Here is a 14,959-nt window from a genome sequence, read left to right on the forward strand (position 1 = left end):
TCATGCAATCTATCACGATCAGAAACACGGTCATCGGCGAAGGGCTTCCGAAGATCATTGTGCCGCTGATGGCGCCCGGAGAGAAAGAACTGCTCGAAGAAATTGAAGCCGTCAACAGGCTTCGCCCGGATATCATTGAGTGGCGGGCGGATGTGTACGAGCACGTTGACAGCCTGGACGCCGTAAAAGGCATGCTTGAAAAGCTGCGGAAAGCCGCAGGCGCAACACCGCTGCTTTTCACATTCAGAACTCATAACGAAGGCGGAAATAAAGTTATTGATGATCGCTTCTACATTGAATTGCTTAAAACCGCCATCGAAACAAAACACATTGACCTTGCAGACGTTGAGTTGTTTACGGGAGAAGCGGAAGTCAAATCAATTGTGAAAACCGCTGAAGACAACGGCGTATATGTCGTCATGTCCAATCATGATTTTCATCAGACACCGAAAAAAGAAGAAATCATTTCCCGGCTGCGGAACATGCAGGCGTACGGCGCGCACATTCCGAAAATCGCGGTGATGCCGCAAAGCACTGAAGATGTTTTCGTCTTATTGGATGCCACTCACACGATGAAAACACAATACGCAGACCGGCCGATCATCACGATGTCAATGGCGGGAACAGGTCTGATCAGCCGCCTGGCCGGCGAAGTCTTTGGCTCAGCGTGCACGTTCGGAGCGGGCAAAGAAGCATCAGCGCCCGGACAGATTCCCGTTGAAGAATTGCGCAGCGTACTCAGCATTTTAAATAAACATATGTAATCAGCGTTTTTTGCCCTCAAAGCGGGTTGAAAAACAAATGAATGGACTAACGGAGGAATACATCATGAAGAAAGATTTAGGACGGATTAACGGAAAAACTCAGCTTATCGGATTATTCGCGACACCGATCGGACACTCTTTATCTCCGGCGATGCACAACCTGGCGTTTAAAAAATTAGGATTGAACTACGCTTACCTCGCGTTTGAAGTCGGCAATGAACAGCTGGAAGATGTGGTAACGGGAATGCGGGCCTTAAACGTCAGAGGATTCAATGTCTCGATGCCGAACAAGATGAACATTCTCCCTTACCTCGATGAACTCGCGGATTCAGCGAAATTCACCGGCGCGGTAAATACAGTCGTTAATGAAAACGGCAGACTGATCGGACACTCCACCGACGGTATGGGATACGTCCGCAACTTAAAAGAACACGGCATCGATATCACGGGCAAAAAAATGACGCTGGTCGGTTCCGGCGGGGCCGCCACTCCGATAGCGATTCAATCCGCATTGGAAGGCCTCGGAGAAATCTCTATTTTCGCCCGCAATGACGCATTTTTCGAAAAAGCGGAAGAAAACGTCCGCATCATCAATGAAGAAATGAAGGGATCTTCTTGCAAAGCGAAAGTCTTCCCGCTCGAAGATCAAGATGCGCTGCGTGCTGAAATCGCTTCAAGCGATATTTTCACAAACGGAACGGGTGTCGGCATGAAACCGCTTGAAGGCTTGAGCGTCATTGAAGATACATCCATGCTCCGTCCGGATTTGATTGTGACAGACGTCGTTTACAACCCCGTTACGTCGAAATTGCTTGAACAAGCTCAAGCGGCCGGCTGCAACACCATTAACGGCCTCGGCATGATGCTTTGGCAGGGCGCCATGGCGTTTGAATATTGGACAGGCCGTGAAATGCCGGTTCAGTATATTAAAGAGCAAATGTTTGAATAACCTATTGTGACAGAAGCGCCGAAGGACAATCCGTCTTCCGGCGCTTTGTCATTTTCTCCCCTCTCTCTTTCTTCTCATGCGCCAAAACGCTTATAATGGATGTAACGAATAAAAACCAAGTGAGGAATGCGACGTATGAAACAGCAAAAAAAACGCCGGGTGACATTGCAGCAGGTCGCTGAACATGCCGGCGTCTCAACATCCACCGCTTCATTAATCGTCCGCAATAATCCGCGAATTTCCGAAGCGACCCGTGAGAAAGTGCTGCAATCCATGCGGGAGCTGGGGTACGTATATGATCGGGTCGCCGCGAATTTACGATCACAGACGTCCACAACGGTAGGATTGATTATTACTGACATTTCCAATACGTTTTTCTCAGAGTTTCTGATCGGCGTTCAGAATACGCTTGAGGAAGTCGGATTAACGGTGCTGTTAGGCACGACATTTGATTCCGTCGCCAAGCAGGAGCAGCTGATCTCGACCATGCTGGAGCACAGGGTCGGCGGATTGATTTTGTGTCCGGTTTCAGGTACGGCTGAGGAAACCCTTTCCCGCCTTGAGCAGCTTGACATTCCGGTCGTGCTCGCCGTCAGGGAGATTGCCGATGCCGACTGTGATTTTGTCGGAGCCGATTATGAGGAAGGCACCTATAAGGCAGTGTGTCATTTCATTGAGAAAGGCCATCAGGAGATTGCGTTTCTGGGCGGCGTGAAGCACTCATCAACATGGACGAAGCGCATGAAAGGGTTTAAAAAAGCGCTCCGTGAAGCGGATCTGGAAGTGAAAAATGAATATGTCATTGACAGCGCGCCGACCCGCGAAGCAGGCTGTGAAGCCGTGACGGAGCTCCTCCGCCGGTCTGAGCGCCCGACCGCGATTTTCTGCTTCAGTGATTTGGTCGCGTTCGGCGTCATGCAAGGGATCAGAAAAGCCGGGCTCATTCCGGGCGAAGATATTGACATTGTCGGCTTTGATAACGTGCCGGAAGCTGAAATTTCTTATCCCCCGCTTACAACCGTTTCTTCCTTTCCGCGGCAGTCGGGAAAAGAAGCGGCTCAATTGCTGCATCATAAAATCACCAGTTCCCAGCACAAAAAACAACGCATTATTCTGGCGCCTGAGCTGGTCATCCGGGAATCTTCACAAAAAAAGCGGAACGCCTGATACGGCGCTCCGCTTTTATATTACGCAAGCAGTTTTAATGATTCGCGGTTGAATGCCGGTATGTCATCCGGTGTGCGGCTTGTGACCAGCTGGTTCTGGCAGACGACGACTTCTTCATCCACCACATTTGCGCCCGCGTTTTCCATGTCGATTCGGATTGATGTAAACCCTGTCGCTTTGCGCCCGTCCAATGCTTTCGCGTTGATGAGAAGCTGAGGTCCGTGGCAGATGGCGAACACCGGTTTTTTATCATCCATAAACGCTTTGGCAAATTGGACGAAACGGTCATCCGCACGCAGCATGTCAGGAGAGAATCCGCCCGGGATCAGCAATGCGTCAAAGTCTTTCGGATTTACATTATCGATGGACGCGTCCACTTTCACTTCGGCTTCCCCTTGTTTGCCTTTGACTGTTTTTCCTTTTTCCTGTTCAATTACGGTTAATTCATGACCCGCATCTTTAAAAGCTTTCGCAGGTTCAGTATACTCGACATCCTCAAAATAATCGGTTAATACAACTGCAATTTTTTTACCCATAGTTACTACCTCCTGCTTGATGAAGTCTACATAAATCCATGTACCCCAGCCACACTAACATCAAACATAGGTAACGCGTTTGCCGCTCATCCGTTTTACATAGGTCATTATCCTCATTTTTCATCTTTTTACAAGAATCATCATGAAATCTATATAAACTTTCACAAAATATTCTTACAATGGTACTGCATGACAAAATTTGTTGAAAGGTGGAGAACAGGTGAGAATACAGAAAAGACGATGCAGCGTCAATATGACACTCCGTATTCTGCTGCCCCTAGTTATGATACTTAGTCTAATCCTCCCAACATCACCCATTAAAGCAGAAGAAAACAAATCCTCCAGTGTGAATCTCAGCATTCTAGCCACAACTGACGTTCACGCTAACATGATGGACTACGATTACTACAGCGACAAACCGACAACGGAATTCGGGCTGGCCCGAACGGCTCAGCTTATTGAGAAGCACAGGCGCGAAAACCCGAATACGCTGCTTGTCGATAACGGAGACCTGATTCAGGGGAATCCCCTCGGAGAATACGCCGTAAAATATGAGAAAAATGATATTATTTCAGGCGCAAAGACCCATCCGATCATTGAAGTGATGAACAGTCTGCATTATGACGCAGGAACACTCGGCAATCATGAATTTAATTATGGGCTTGAATTTCTGGACGGGACAATCAAAGGCGCTGATTATCCGATCGTTAACGCCAATGTGAAAACATTAAGCGGCGAAAACCGTTATACGCCTTATGTCATAAAAGACAAAACCGTCACGGATGAAAACGGCGGCAAGCATCAGATAAAAGTCGGCTACATCGGCTTTGTTCCTCCCCAAATCATGACGTGGGATAAGAAAAATCTCGAAGGCCGCGTTCAGGTCGAAGACATTGTGGAATCCGCAAAGAAAACCGTTCCGAAAATGAAAGCTGAAGGAGCCGATATCGTCATCGCCCTCGCCCACAGCGGCATCGAAAAAAAAGCGCAGTCTTCCGGAGCGGAAAACGCCGTTTTTGACCTGGCAACGAAAGTCAGCGGAATTGATGCGATCGTATCCGGCCATCAGCACGGGCTTTTCCCTGATGCCGAATACAAAGGCGCTGATCAATTTGACGTCGATAAAGGCACGATTAACGGCATCCCCGTTGTCATGTCAAGCAGCTGGGGCAAATATGCGGGCGTCATCGACCTCCGGCTTGAAAAAACAGACAGCGCGTGGCATGTGGAAGATGCAAAAGGCAGCATCGAGCCGATTGCCGGCAATGTGACGTCGGAAAACGAAACCGTCGTCAATACCGTCAAAAAAGCGCACGAAGGCACATTGAAATACATCAGAGAACCCGTCGGCCAGACAAAAGCCGATATCAACAGTTTCTTCGCCCAAGTCAAAGATGATCCGTCCATTCAAATCGTAACGGATGCGCAAAAATGGTACGCCGAAAATAAGATGAAGGATACGGAATACAAAGATCTGCCTATCCTCTCGGCGGGCGCCCCGTTTAAAGCCGGCGGGCGGAACGGCTCAAATTACTATACAAACATTTCCGCTGGCGACCTCGCCATCAAAAACATCGGCGATTTGTACCTGTATGACAACACGGTTCAGATCGTCAAGCTGAACGGAAGCGAAGTGAAAGACTGGCTCGAAATGTCCGCGGGGCAATTTAATCAGATCGATCAGGCAAAAGGCGGCAGCCAAGCGCTTTTAAATGACGCCTACCGCTCATACAATTTTGATGTCATTGACGGTGTCACCTATCAGGTCGATGTCACAAAACCGGCGAAATACAACGAAAACGGAACAGTCATTCATCCCGATGCAAGCCGGATCGTCAACCTTTCTTATCAAGGAAAGCCCGTCAGCGCCAAGCAGGAATTTCTGATCGTCACAAATAATTACCGCGCTTCAGGCGGCGGAGGATTCCCTCACTTAAGCAATGATAAAATCGTATACTCTTCTGCCGATGAGAACAGGCAGGTCTTAATGGATTACATCATCCAGCAGAAAACGATTAATCCGCAGGCTGATCATAACTGGTCCATCCTTCCGGTCAAAGGGGCAAACATGACATTTGAATCTTCCTTGGCCGCAAAGCCGTTTGCCGACCGCGCAGATGACGTCGCCTATATCGGTGAATCACAAAACGCGGGCTACGGACAGTACAAGCTCCAATTCAAAGATGATGAACCGGGCACAGATCCGCCGAAAGATGACGCATGGAAACTCACCGTTATGCATACAAACGACACGCACGCCCACCTTGATAACGCGGCGAGGCGGATGACGAAAATCAAAGAAATCAGAAGCGAAACCGACCGCAGCATTTTGCTGGATGCGGGAGACGTTTTCTCAGGCGATCTCTATTTCACAAAGTGGCAGGGGCTGGCTGATTTAAAATTGATGAACAGCATGGGTTACGACGCAATGACTTTCGGAAATCATGAGTTTGATAAAGGCCCGGGTGCTCTCGCCAGCTTCCTGAGCGGGAACGGAAGCGCGGCTGACCCGTCCGGAAAATACAATTTTCAAGCGCCTGACTTTCCGCTCGTCAGCTCAAATGTCGATGTGTCCAAAGAGTCAAAACTCAGACCATTCATGAAAAAAGCAGACACATTTACGGCAGGGAAAAAGAAAAAAGCAGGCATCTATCCATACATTCTGCTTGATGTAAACGGAGAAAAAGTCGCCGTATTCGGCTTAACGACAGAAGATACGTCCGTCACATCAAGCCCGGGAAAAAGCATTGTCTTTCATGATGCCTTCCAATCCGCACAAGATACGGTAAAAGAAATACAGAATAAGGAACATGTCAATAAAATTATCGCCCTGACCCATATCGGGCATCAGCGTGATCTCGATCTTGCCAAAAAGGTAAAAGGCATCGACTTGATCGTCGGCGGACATACGCATACGCTTGTAGATAAAATGGAAGTTGTCAAAAACGAAGAGCCGACCATCGTCGCCCAGGCAAAAGAATATGGCGAATATTTAGGCCGTGTCGATGTCGCATTTGACAAAAACGGCATCGTCCTGCCGGAACAATCCTCTCTTCAGGCGCTGCCAGTGAACGAGCAGACGAAAGAAGACCCGGATCTGAAAAAAGAGCTTGATCCGTTTAAAAAAGAGCTCGTCTCCGTCAAAAATGAAAAAGTCGGCTCAACAAAGGTCGCACTTGACGGCCAGCGCGAGCATGTCCGCTCCAAAGAAACCAATCTCGGAAACTTCATCGCGGACGGCATGCTGCAAAAAGCGAAGGAAGCGGCCGGCGCCCAAATCGCGATCACAAACGGGGGCGGCATCCGCGCGGGCATTGATAAAGGAGACATCACACTCGGCGATGTGCTGAATGTGATGCCGTTCGGCAACACGCTTTACGTCGCGGATTTAACCGGAAAACAGATCAAACAAGCCTTGGAGCAAGGGTTAAGCGGAATTGAGGCTCAAGGCGGCGCCTTCCCTCAAGTTGCCGGTTTAACATACACGTTTACACTGAATAAAAAGCCGGGACACCGCGTTCTTCAAGCTGCGGCCGTACAGGATGACGGCAGCGTAAAGCCGATTTCTGATAAGAAGACATACAGAGTCGCCACCAGTAACTTTGTCGGTGAAGGCGGAGACGGATATTCCGTCTTTAACGAAGCGTCCCATAAAGAAGACCTTGGCTTTGTCGACTATGAGGTCTTCACCGAGCAGCTTGAAAAAGCGGGAAAAGCGGTGGAACCGAAAGTTGACGGCCGCGCGCAGGAAGTGTACCTGCCGACGAAACAAAAAAACGGTTCGTGGACGCTTGAAGATGACAGCGCATTTGCCGCCTATGCCAAAAACGCAAACACGCCGATCGTGTATTACGATAAGAATGACGGCGCCAAAAAGCCGATTGATCTCAGCGTGACCAAAAAACAAATCGGCCTGTTAAAGGACAGAACATCGGATTCTTCCCTTACGATCCTGCATGACAAGTTCAGCATGAAAATGCCGATGGCAAACGCTGCTTCAGCTGATACACAATTCGGCGTGACGCCGAAAGGAAAAGTAAGCGGGGCGCTTTCAAATGTATACGACTTTACAATGAAGCAGAAAAACAAAGACATCAAAACATTTAAAGCGCCGGTAAAGCTCACCCTGCGCATTGAGAATACGAAAAAGGCGAAACAGCCGGGCATTTACCATGTAGACCGGAAAAAGAACGTCTATACAAAAACAGACAACGGTTCGGTTTCAAACGATCTCGTCACGGGCTATACAAATCATTTCAGTGAATACACCATATTAAACGCAAACACGAAGAGCGCACCGCCGACAAGCGGAGATCACGGCTCCGGAAAGCAGCCAAGCGGACAAAAACCGTCATCCGGCCCTGCACAGGACGGGGTATCGCCGGGCGGCCTGCTTCCTGATACGGCCACAACGATGTATTCCATCCTTCTTGCCGGGTTACTCATCAGCGTGCTCGGAACGGCACTGTATCTGCATCAAAGAAGAAAAGCAAAAAAAGTGAACGACGCATAAAAAGACCGCTTTTATCGGGCGGTTCATCCAAAAGCTCTCCTGATCTGGTATCAGGGGAGCTTTTTCTCTCGGTCCCCCTCTGAGTCGACAGCCGTACGGCCGAGTGATAAAATATGAACGTTATTCGCGAAAGACTGCATCCGCATCGTTTAACACTTCACGGCAGGGCCTCTCTTTCATACGGCGCCGCCTGTTTGGAGGACTTTTTTTGAAGATAACAGGACACAAACGAAACCGCATGTCTTACAAGAAAAAGCTGTTTTACGTGATAACAGCGCTCTGTTTTATCAGCTCGCTCATTTTTGTCACTCACAATGCTTCTTTTTATGAGCGGCCGATTGCCAAAGTGACGAAAACAACATTGGAACATCAGTCTGACGTACAGGACATGCATAAAAACAAAGATAAGATTTTCAATCAGACGATCACTGCCAGACTTGAAAACGGCAGTCAGAAAGGACAGCTCATTCATTTGTCCAATCAGTATTCATCATCCGGAGCGAATGATCAGAAATATTCGATTGGCGATGAAGTATTCGTTTCTATTGATAAAGGGAAACCATCAAACAAGGATATATCGGGAAGCATTATAGATAAAAAACGGGATAAACAGCTTTTGCTGATCGCTTGGGTTTTCATCTTCACCTTGCTTATCGTCGGCAAAAAACAAGGCTTCTTTTCGATCGTCAGCCTGATGTTTAACGCCGTTTTACTGTCGTTTGCATTAGATTTGTACAGGAAGCATCCTAATATAGGGTTAATTTTCATCTGCGGTATCTGTATTCTCATCTTTACTGTCATCTCATTGCTGCTTGTCAGCGGTTTTCACGCGAAAACATACGCAGCCATTGCCGCGACGCTCGCAGGCACTTTCGTTTCCCTGCTGATTACGTATCTGGTAATGCTGGCAACCGGTGAGAAAGGTCTCAGATATGAGGAAATGCAGTATTTAACCCGCCCTTATCACACGGTGTTTATGGCCGGGGTATTTATCGGATCACTGGGAGCGGTCATGGATGTAGCCATTACCATGACGTCATCTGTCTTCGGATTATATGAAGAAAACAAGGGAATCTCATTACAAGCTCTCAGACGTTCCGGGATGGAGATCGGAAAAGACATCATGGGGGCGATGACCAACATTCTGTTTTTTGCTTATATAAGCGGCTCTATTCCGATGATGCTTTTGTATTTGAAAAATGATTCCCCGATAGGATTCACTCTTTCTATGAACATTTCCTTGGAAATAGCCAGAGCATTGGCCGGAGGGATCGGAATCGTATTAGCCATACCCGCCAGTCTGTATGCTTCTATCTTTTTTATTAAACGAAAGAAGGCAAGCTCATGAATGTCATCGTAATTCTCGCGGCGATTTTATTTCTATTGATGGTCATCATCGGCGGAAAAAAAGGAGCGAGGTCTTTTATTGCGTTATTCTTAAATTTCGGTGTTCTCTTTCTCACCATCATTTTCATGACAGACCCGCATATCAATCCGATTGTTTTAACATTGCTCTCTTCCGCCGTGATTTGCAGCATTACTCTTTTTTATATTAATGGAGGAAACGTCAAAACCGTAACCGCCTTTATTTCTGCAATGCTGACGATTGTACTGCTGCTGTTTTTTATTATGTCTGTAACAAAACATACTTCAATTCAAGGATTCGGTGAAGAAGAATTGGGTGATATCGGCATATTCACACTGTTTGTCGGGGTGGATTTTGTGAAGGTTACCGCAGCCATGATCATCATGGGCACGATAGGGGCGATTACCGATGTCGCGATTTCCATTACTTCACCCATGCGGGAAATTTACAGTCATAATCCGTCCATGAGCAGAAAAGATCTGTACACATTCGGATTAAGCATCGGGAGAGATATTTTAGGAACGAATACGAATACGTTATTCTTTGCTTTTTTCGGCAGCTATTTGGCTTTAATTATCTGGTTTAAAGACTTATCATACTCAGCTGAAAAAATAGTGAACTCAAAAGTATTCAGTGCGGAAGCCGTCACCATTCTTTGTGCCGGAATCGGGATCGGCATCATCATTCCCGTTACGTCCTGGATCACCGCCTGTTTTTTAGCAAAACCAAATAAACGTTAAAAGCTGCCGGGACACGCCCGGCAGCCTTTTTTATCTTATACCCACTTTACAACGTCTTTTGAGGCAGATCTTGTTTTCGGGCGCGGTTCTCTGACACGGTAGCCGAATGCGGCCATAACAGAGATGTCGAAACTTCCGTTTTCCAGAAGCCCTTCTTCTTCAAGAATCCGGTGAATTTCTTTGTAGTTGAAGCCTTCTACAGGGCAGGAGTCGATTCCGATCTGCGCAGCGGCTGTCATCATATTGCCGAGAGCGATGTATGTCTGTTTGGATGCCCAGTCAAACAGCGCGCGATCTGATTCAATCAGATTGAAATCATTTTTCTGGAAATCTTCCGTTTTGCTGATATAGCCTTCATACATATCTTCCGGCATTTTTTTGACTTCCCGCAAGTGGTTTTTGACATAGTCGGCGTCAAAACGGATATCCTTTGCCGTCCGGGCAAGCAGAAGTACGAAATGGCTTGCGGTCGGCAGCTGCTTTTGCGCGCCCCATGTGAACTCGCGGAGTTTTTCACGAAGCTCCGGATTTTGAACGACGACAAATTTCCAAGGCTCCAAACCGAGTGAGCTTGGGGATAATCTTCCCGTTTCTAAAATGAATTCAAAATCGCTTTCTGAAATTTTTTTCTCAGGATCAAATTCCTTTGTGGCGTGTCTGAATTGATACGCTTCGATGATCTGCTGTTTTTTATCTGACATTCATGATCTCTCCTTTTCAATCGTTATGTACTATTGTAGCCATTATTTTTGAAAGTACCAGTACGCACATTTTTGTTGGATAGTATTCATTTTGATACTGACAAAAAAACGGGCTGCCGCGGCAGTCCGTTTTTATTTTTCTCTTCTCGCAAAGTCGACGAAACGGAATTTATCGAGCCTGTGCCGGCTTTCCGTGTACTGAAAGAGGCTGGTATCCTCCAAAAAGACGCGGTTTTTCACGACCGCCATATGGCTGAACCCGCCTAGATCCAAATACTTCCGGTCCTCCTCCCCCGCCGGCTCCACGACAATTTCCTTTTGCGCGTAGCTGATGGAGAGGCCAAGTTCTCCTTCGAGATACTCATAGATCGAATCTTCACAAATCGCCTTCGTCAATAGAGGCACATGTTTTTTCACAAAGTAATCCTTGTCCAAAATAATATGTTCTCCGTCAATCCGTCTTGATCTGACGACTTCCCACACCTTTTCATCCGCTTCTGTACCAAGCTCTTTTGCGGCTTCTGAGGGAGGCAGGATCAGCCCGAGACGGTGAACCGTCGTTCTCGTCTCTTTTCCGAGCGTTTCCGAAAGCTCTTTGAAGCTGATCAGGCCTGAGACGGGAAAACGCATTTTTTCTCTGTCTAATATGACGGAGCCTTTGCCTTTGATTTTCTGGATGTAGCCGTTTTGCGCCAGCATATTGAGCGCTTTGCGGACGGTTTCTCGTGATGTGCCGTATTGATCGCACAAATCATTTTCAGACGGAAGAACGTCTTCAGCCTGCCGCTGGCCGCTTTCGATCTGCCGCACCATATCTTTATAGATTGTGATGTATTTATTCACTTTCATTTGACCACCCAGATTAGTGTATCACGCTTTTGTCAGATGATAAACGATCGATTCATACGGACGGAGCGTCAATCGTTCCGGCCGCCCTTCCCTCGGTTCATCATTCGTCAGCAGCACCGTAAACCGCCAGCCGTCCGTGTCTTTAAACGGAACCGTAAAGTCCGCTTCTTTCCCGTAGAAGTTGTTGATGCACAGCAGTTTTTCATCCTTGCCGTGTCTGACGTACGCCAGAACCGCCGGATCGTCTTCAGCAAGCAGCTCAAACGTTCCTTCAGTCACGATGTCATATTCCTTTCTGAGCATGATGAGCTTCTGATAATGGTAGAAAATTGAATCCGGGTCCCGCAAAGCCGCTTCCGCGTTAACGTCCCGATAATCATCCGCCGCCGGAATCCAAGGCGTGCCCGTCGTGAAACCGCCGTGCGGCCCGCTGTTCCACTGAATGGGGGTTCTTGCATTGTCTCTTGATTTCTCTTTTAAAATGGCGATAATGTCTTTTTCGGGCACGCCTTCTTCCTTCATCTTTTTGTAAATATTCAATGATTCGACATCGCGGTATGAGCCGATGTCATCGAATTTCGGATTGCCCATGCCGATCTCTTCACCTTGATAAATGTAAGGCGTGCCCTGCATCATATGAATGGCCGCCGCCAGCATTTTGGCTGATTTCGTCCGGTATACGCCGTCGTCTCCGTATCTGGATACGGCCCGCGGCTGGTCATGGTTGCACCAGAATAATGCGTTCCAGCCTCCGCCTTTTTGCATCTCCGTCTGCCAAAACGCTAAAATCCGTTTCAGCTTCAGAAAATCAAACGGAGCGAGCGCCCATTTTTCACCATTCGGATAATCCACTTTTAAATGGTGAAAGTTAAAAGTCATATCGAGTTCTTTATTCTCAGGGTTTGTGTACCGGATGCAGTGGTCAGCCGTTGTCGAGGACATTTCACCGACCGTCATGCTGTCATATTTCGAAAACACTTCCCGGTTCATCTCATGGAGAAATTCGTGCACGCGCGGCCCGTCCGTATAATAAGGGCGCCCGTCACGCCCATCCTCGGCATCAGGAAACGATTGGTCTTTAGAAATGAGGTTGATCACATCCAGCCGGAAACCGTCGATTCCTTTTCGGAACCAAAAATGCATCATGTCGTAAACCTCTTTTCTCATCTCTTCATTTTCCCAGTTCAAATCGGCCTGCGACACATCAAATAAATGCAGATAGTGCTGGCCTGACGCCGGGTCGAGCTCCCAAGCGGAACCGCCGAATTTTGATTCCCAGTTGTTCGGCGCCCGGCCGTCTTCCTTTCCGTCTTTCCAAATGTAAAAATCCCGATACGGACTGTCGGGTGACGAGACCGCTTCTTTGAACCACCGATGCTCGACTGATGTATGGTTGACGACAAGATCCATAACGACCTTGATTCCTCTTTTGTGCGCTTCATCGAGAAGGCGTTCAAAATCCTCCATCGTTCCGTACTCTTCATAAACGGTGCAGTAATCGCGAATGTCATAACCGTTGTCATTCTGCGGCGAATCGTAAATCGGCGTAAGCCAAATGACATCAATCAAAAGCTTCTGCAAATAATCAAGCTTCTCGATAATACCGTTCAGATCACCGATCCCGTTTCCCGTCGTATCATTAAAGCTCTTCGGATAAATTTGATATACCGCTGCCTTTTTCCACCATGGTGTGCTGTCTGTTTTCATTTTTCTTCACCGCCTGTAATGTTTTGAATTGAAAGGGAAAAGGGACAGCCTGATAGAAGGCGCCCCGCAGGTTTTCTATTTTTGCCGTTTCAGCCGCGCATACCCGTATGTTCCCGCAAACGGGAGAATCAGCACGATCAGCATTCCGATCGCAAACGGACCCCAGTACCGGCTCATAATGGAGAAGATCCCCGGCACGCCGCCGACTCCGACCGAGCTTGCGAGAACGCCTTTGACGGAGATGAACATCCCCGCGATTCCCGAACTGATCATGGCAATCACAAACGGAAATTTGTAACGAAGATTCACGCCGAAAATCGCCGGCTCGGTAATGCCCAAATATGCGGAAATGCCGGCCGTCAGTGAAAGCCCCCGCTGTTTTTTATCTTTTGTAATCAGCATCATGGCCAAAGCCGCCGATCCTTGAGCGATATTTGACAATGCGAGCATCGGCCATAAAAATGTGCCGCCGAGCTTTGATCCGATTAATTGAAGATCGACCGCGAGAAACGTATGGTGCATCCCCGTGATCACAAGCGCCGAATACAGCCCTCCGTACAGCAGGCCTCCGATGGCGGAGAATTGTCCGAAAACGGCAATCAATCCCGCCGTCAGCGCGTTACCGATCGCAAAGGTAATCGGACCGATGATGACAAAGGATAGAAAACCGATGACCAAAAGCGTCACCGGCGCGACGACCAACAGCTGAATGCCCTCCGGCGTCCGTTTCGTCAAAAAGAGCTCAAGCCTGGCAAGTAAATAAGACGCCAGCAGAATCGGGAGCACCTGACCTTGATACCCGACTTTCTGCACCTCAAGGCCGAACAGGTTCCACACCGGAATATCGCCGCTCTGCTCGGCAGCCCCGTAGCCCCATGCGTTTAACAGATCAGGATGCACCAGCATCAGCCCGAGCACGATGCCCAAAAGCGGGCTTCCTCCGAACCGCTTCACTGCCGACCAGCCGATTAAAGCCGGCAGAAAAGCGAAAGCCGTCCCCGCGATCAGATTAATCATATTGGCGAGATCCGCCCATTGCGGATACACTTGGACAATCGATTTCGTGCTGTAGAAAATGCCTTCCGCCGTTAAGATATTGTTCAGACCCATTAACAGCCCGGCCGTGACGATCGCCGGCAAGATCGGAATAAAGATGTCCGCAAGCGTTTTCACAGCACGCTGTAAAGGATTCATTTTTTGCGCCGCCGCCTTCTTCACGTCATCCTTGGACGCTTCACCCATCCCCGTTTCCTTCACTAATTCCGCATATACTTTGTTGACCGTCCCCTGCCCGATCACGACTTGAAACTGCCCGTTTACCGCAAAAGATCCTTTGACAATGTCTATTGCATCAAGCATTTTTTGGTTTACCTTGGTTTCATCTATTAATGCAAACCGCAAACGCGTCACACAATGAGTCGCCGCCTCAATATTTTCAATTCCGCCGACAGCTTCAGCGATCTGCCGCGCAGCCCGGTTAAACTCACCCATGCCAACCCCTCCGTAACCGTTTTCATTTTGTCTCGCAAACTTGTATATACATGTTTATGACTCTATTGTAATGATGTATATACATGTCGTCAATCTATTTTTATAGCGCTTTCATCACAAATATACTGCGAAAGACCCTGAAACAAAAAAAGCCCCGCCGGAACCGGGCCTTGACT

At 48.1% G+C, this 14,959-nt stretch carries 11 protein-coding genes; 6 read left to right on the plus strand and 5 right to left on the minus strand.

The features are described 5' to 3' along the window. Window positions 1-2 precede the first annotated feature (2 nt). From aroD to SB24_RS05880, 3 genes are all read left to right on the plus strand, one after another. Window positions 3-764, plus strand: a complete 762-nt coding sequence (aroD, locus tag SB24_RS05870; protein ID WP_031378887.1) for a type I 3-dehydroquinate dehydratase — start codon at window positions 3-5, stop codon at window positions 762-764. 64 nt (window positions 765-828) lie between these two features. After that, a complete protein-coding gene (locus tag SB24_RS05875) occupies window positions 829-1,713 on the plus strand; it encodes a shikimate dehydrogenase (protein ID WP_007408504.1) in 885 nt (294 codons plus the stop codon). A gap of 135 nt (window positions 1,714-1,848) precedes the next feature. Further along, the gene (locus tag SB24_RS05880; protein WP_039252333.1) at window positions 1,849-2,880 is read left to right on the plus strand and encodes a LacI family DNA-binding transcriptional regulator; all 1,032 of its coding nucleotides are present in this window, start codon (window positions 1,849-1,851) and stop codon (window positions 2,878-2,880) included. A 20-nt stretch (window positions 2,881-2,900) separates the two neighbouring features. On the opposite strand, the gene SB24_RS05885 is transcribed toward SB24_RS05880, so the two are convergent. Continuing rightward, on the minus strand, window positions 2,901-3,416 hold the full coding sequence (locus tag SB24_RS05885; RefSeq protein ID WP_039252337.1) for a type 1 glutamine amidotransferase domain-containing protein: 516 nt from the start codon (window positions 3,414-3,416) through the stop codon (window positions 2,901-2,903). A 220-nt stretch (window positions 3,417-3,636) separates the two neighbouring features. Between SB24_RS05885 and SB24_RS05890 the strand changes: the two genes are divergently transcribed. The 3 genes from SB24_RS05890 to SB24_RS05900 all read left to right on the plus strand — a co-directional run bounded on the left by SB24_RS05890 (window position 3,637) and on the right by SB24_RS05900 (window position 10,035). Continuing rightward, window positions 3,637-7,929 (plus strand): multifunctional 2',3'-cyclic-nucleotide 2'-phosphodiesterase/3'-nucleotidase/5'-nucleotidase, encoded by a 4,293-nt coding sequence (locus tag SB24_RS05890; RefSeq protein WP_099686867.1) that lies wholly within the window; start codon window positions 3,637-3,639, stop codon window positions 7,927-7,929. Between the two features lie 208 nt (window positions 7,930-8,137). Beyond that, complete coding sequence (locus SB24_RS05895; RefSeq protein WP_007408501.1) at window positions 8,138-9,277, plus strand: YibE/F family protein; 1,140 nt, start codon at window positions 8,138-8,140, stop codon at window positions 9,275-9,277. Then, on the plus strand, window positions 9,274-10,035 hold the full coding sequence (locus SB24_RS05900; protein WP_007408500.1) for a YibE/F family protein: 762 nt from the start codon (window positions 9,274-9,276) through the stop codon (window positions 10,033-10,035). The genes SB24_RS05895 and SB24_RS05900 overlap by 4 nt, the downstream gene beginning before the upstream one ends. Before the next feature lie 35 nt (window positions 10,036-10,070). Here the strand turns inward: SB24_RS05900 and SB24_RS05905 are convergent, their stop codons facing one another. The 4 genes from SB24_RS05905 to treP all read right to left on the minus strand — a co-directional run bounded on the left by SB24_RS05905 (window position 10,071) and on the right by treP (window position 14,783). After that, window positions 10,071-10,736, minus strand: a complete 666-nt coding sequence (locus SB24_RS05905; RefSeq protein ID WP_020955501.1) for an NAD(P)H-dependent oxidoreductase — start codon at window positions 10,734-10,736, stop codon at window positions 10,071-10,073. 132 nt (window positions 10,737-10,868) lie between these two features. Further along, complete coding sequence (treR, locus tag SB24_RS05910; RefSeq protein WP_007408499.1) at window positions 10,869-11,585, minus strand: trehalose operon repressor; 717 nt, start codon at window positions 11,583-11,585, stop codon at window positions 10,869-10,871. A gap of 21 nt (window positions 11,586-11,606) precedes the next feature. Next, window positions 11,607-13,292, minus strand: a complete 1,686-nt coding sequence (treC, locus tag SB24_RS05915) for an alpha,alpha-phosphotrehalase (protein WP_007408498.1) — start codon at window positions 13,290-13,292, stop codon at window positions 11,607-11,609. A gap of 75 nt (window positions 13,293-13,367) precedes the next feature. Further along, on the minus strand, window positions 13,368-14,783 hold the full coding sequence (gene treP / locus SB24_RS05920) for a PTS system trehalose-specific EIIBC component (protein WP_020955500.1): 1,416 nt from the start codon (window positions 14,781-14,783) through the stop codon (window positions 13,368-13,370). Window positions 14,784-14,959 lie beyond the last annotated feature (176 nt).

Origin of the sequence: Bacillus sp. Pc3, from assembly GCF_000815145.1 — a bacterium.
GTDB lineage: Bacteria > Bacillota > Bacilli > Bacillales > Bacillaceae > Bacillus > Bacillus velezensis.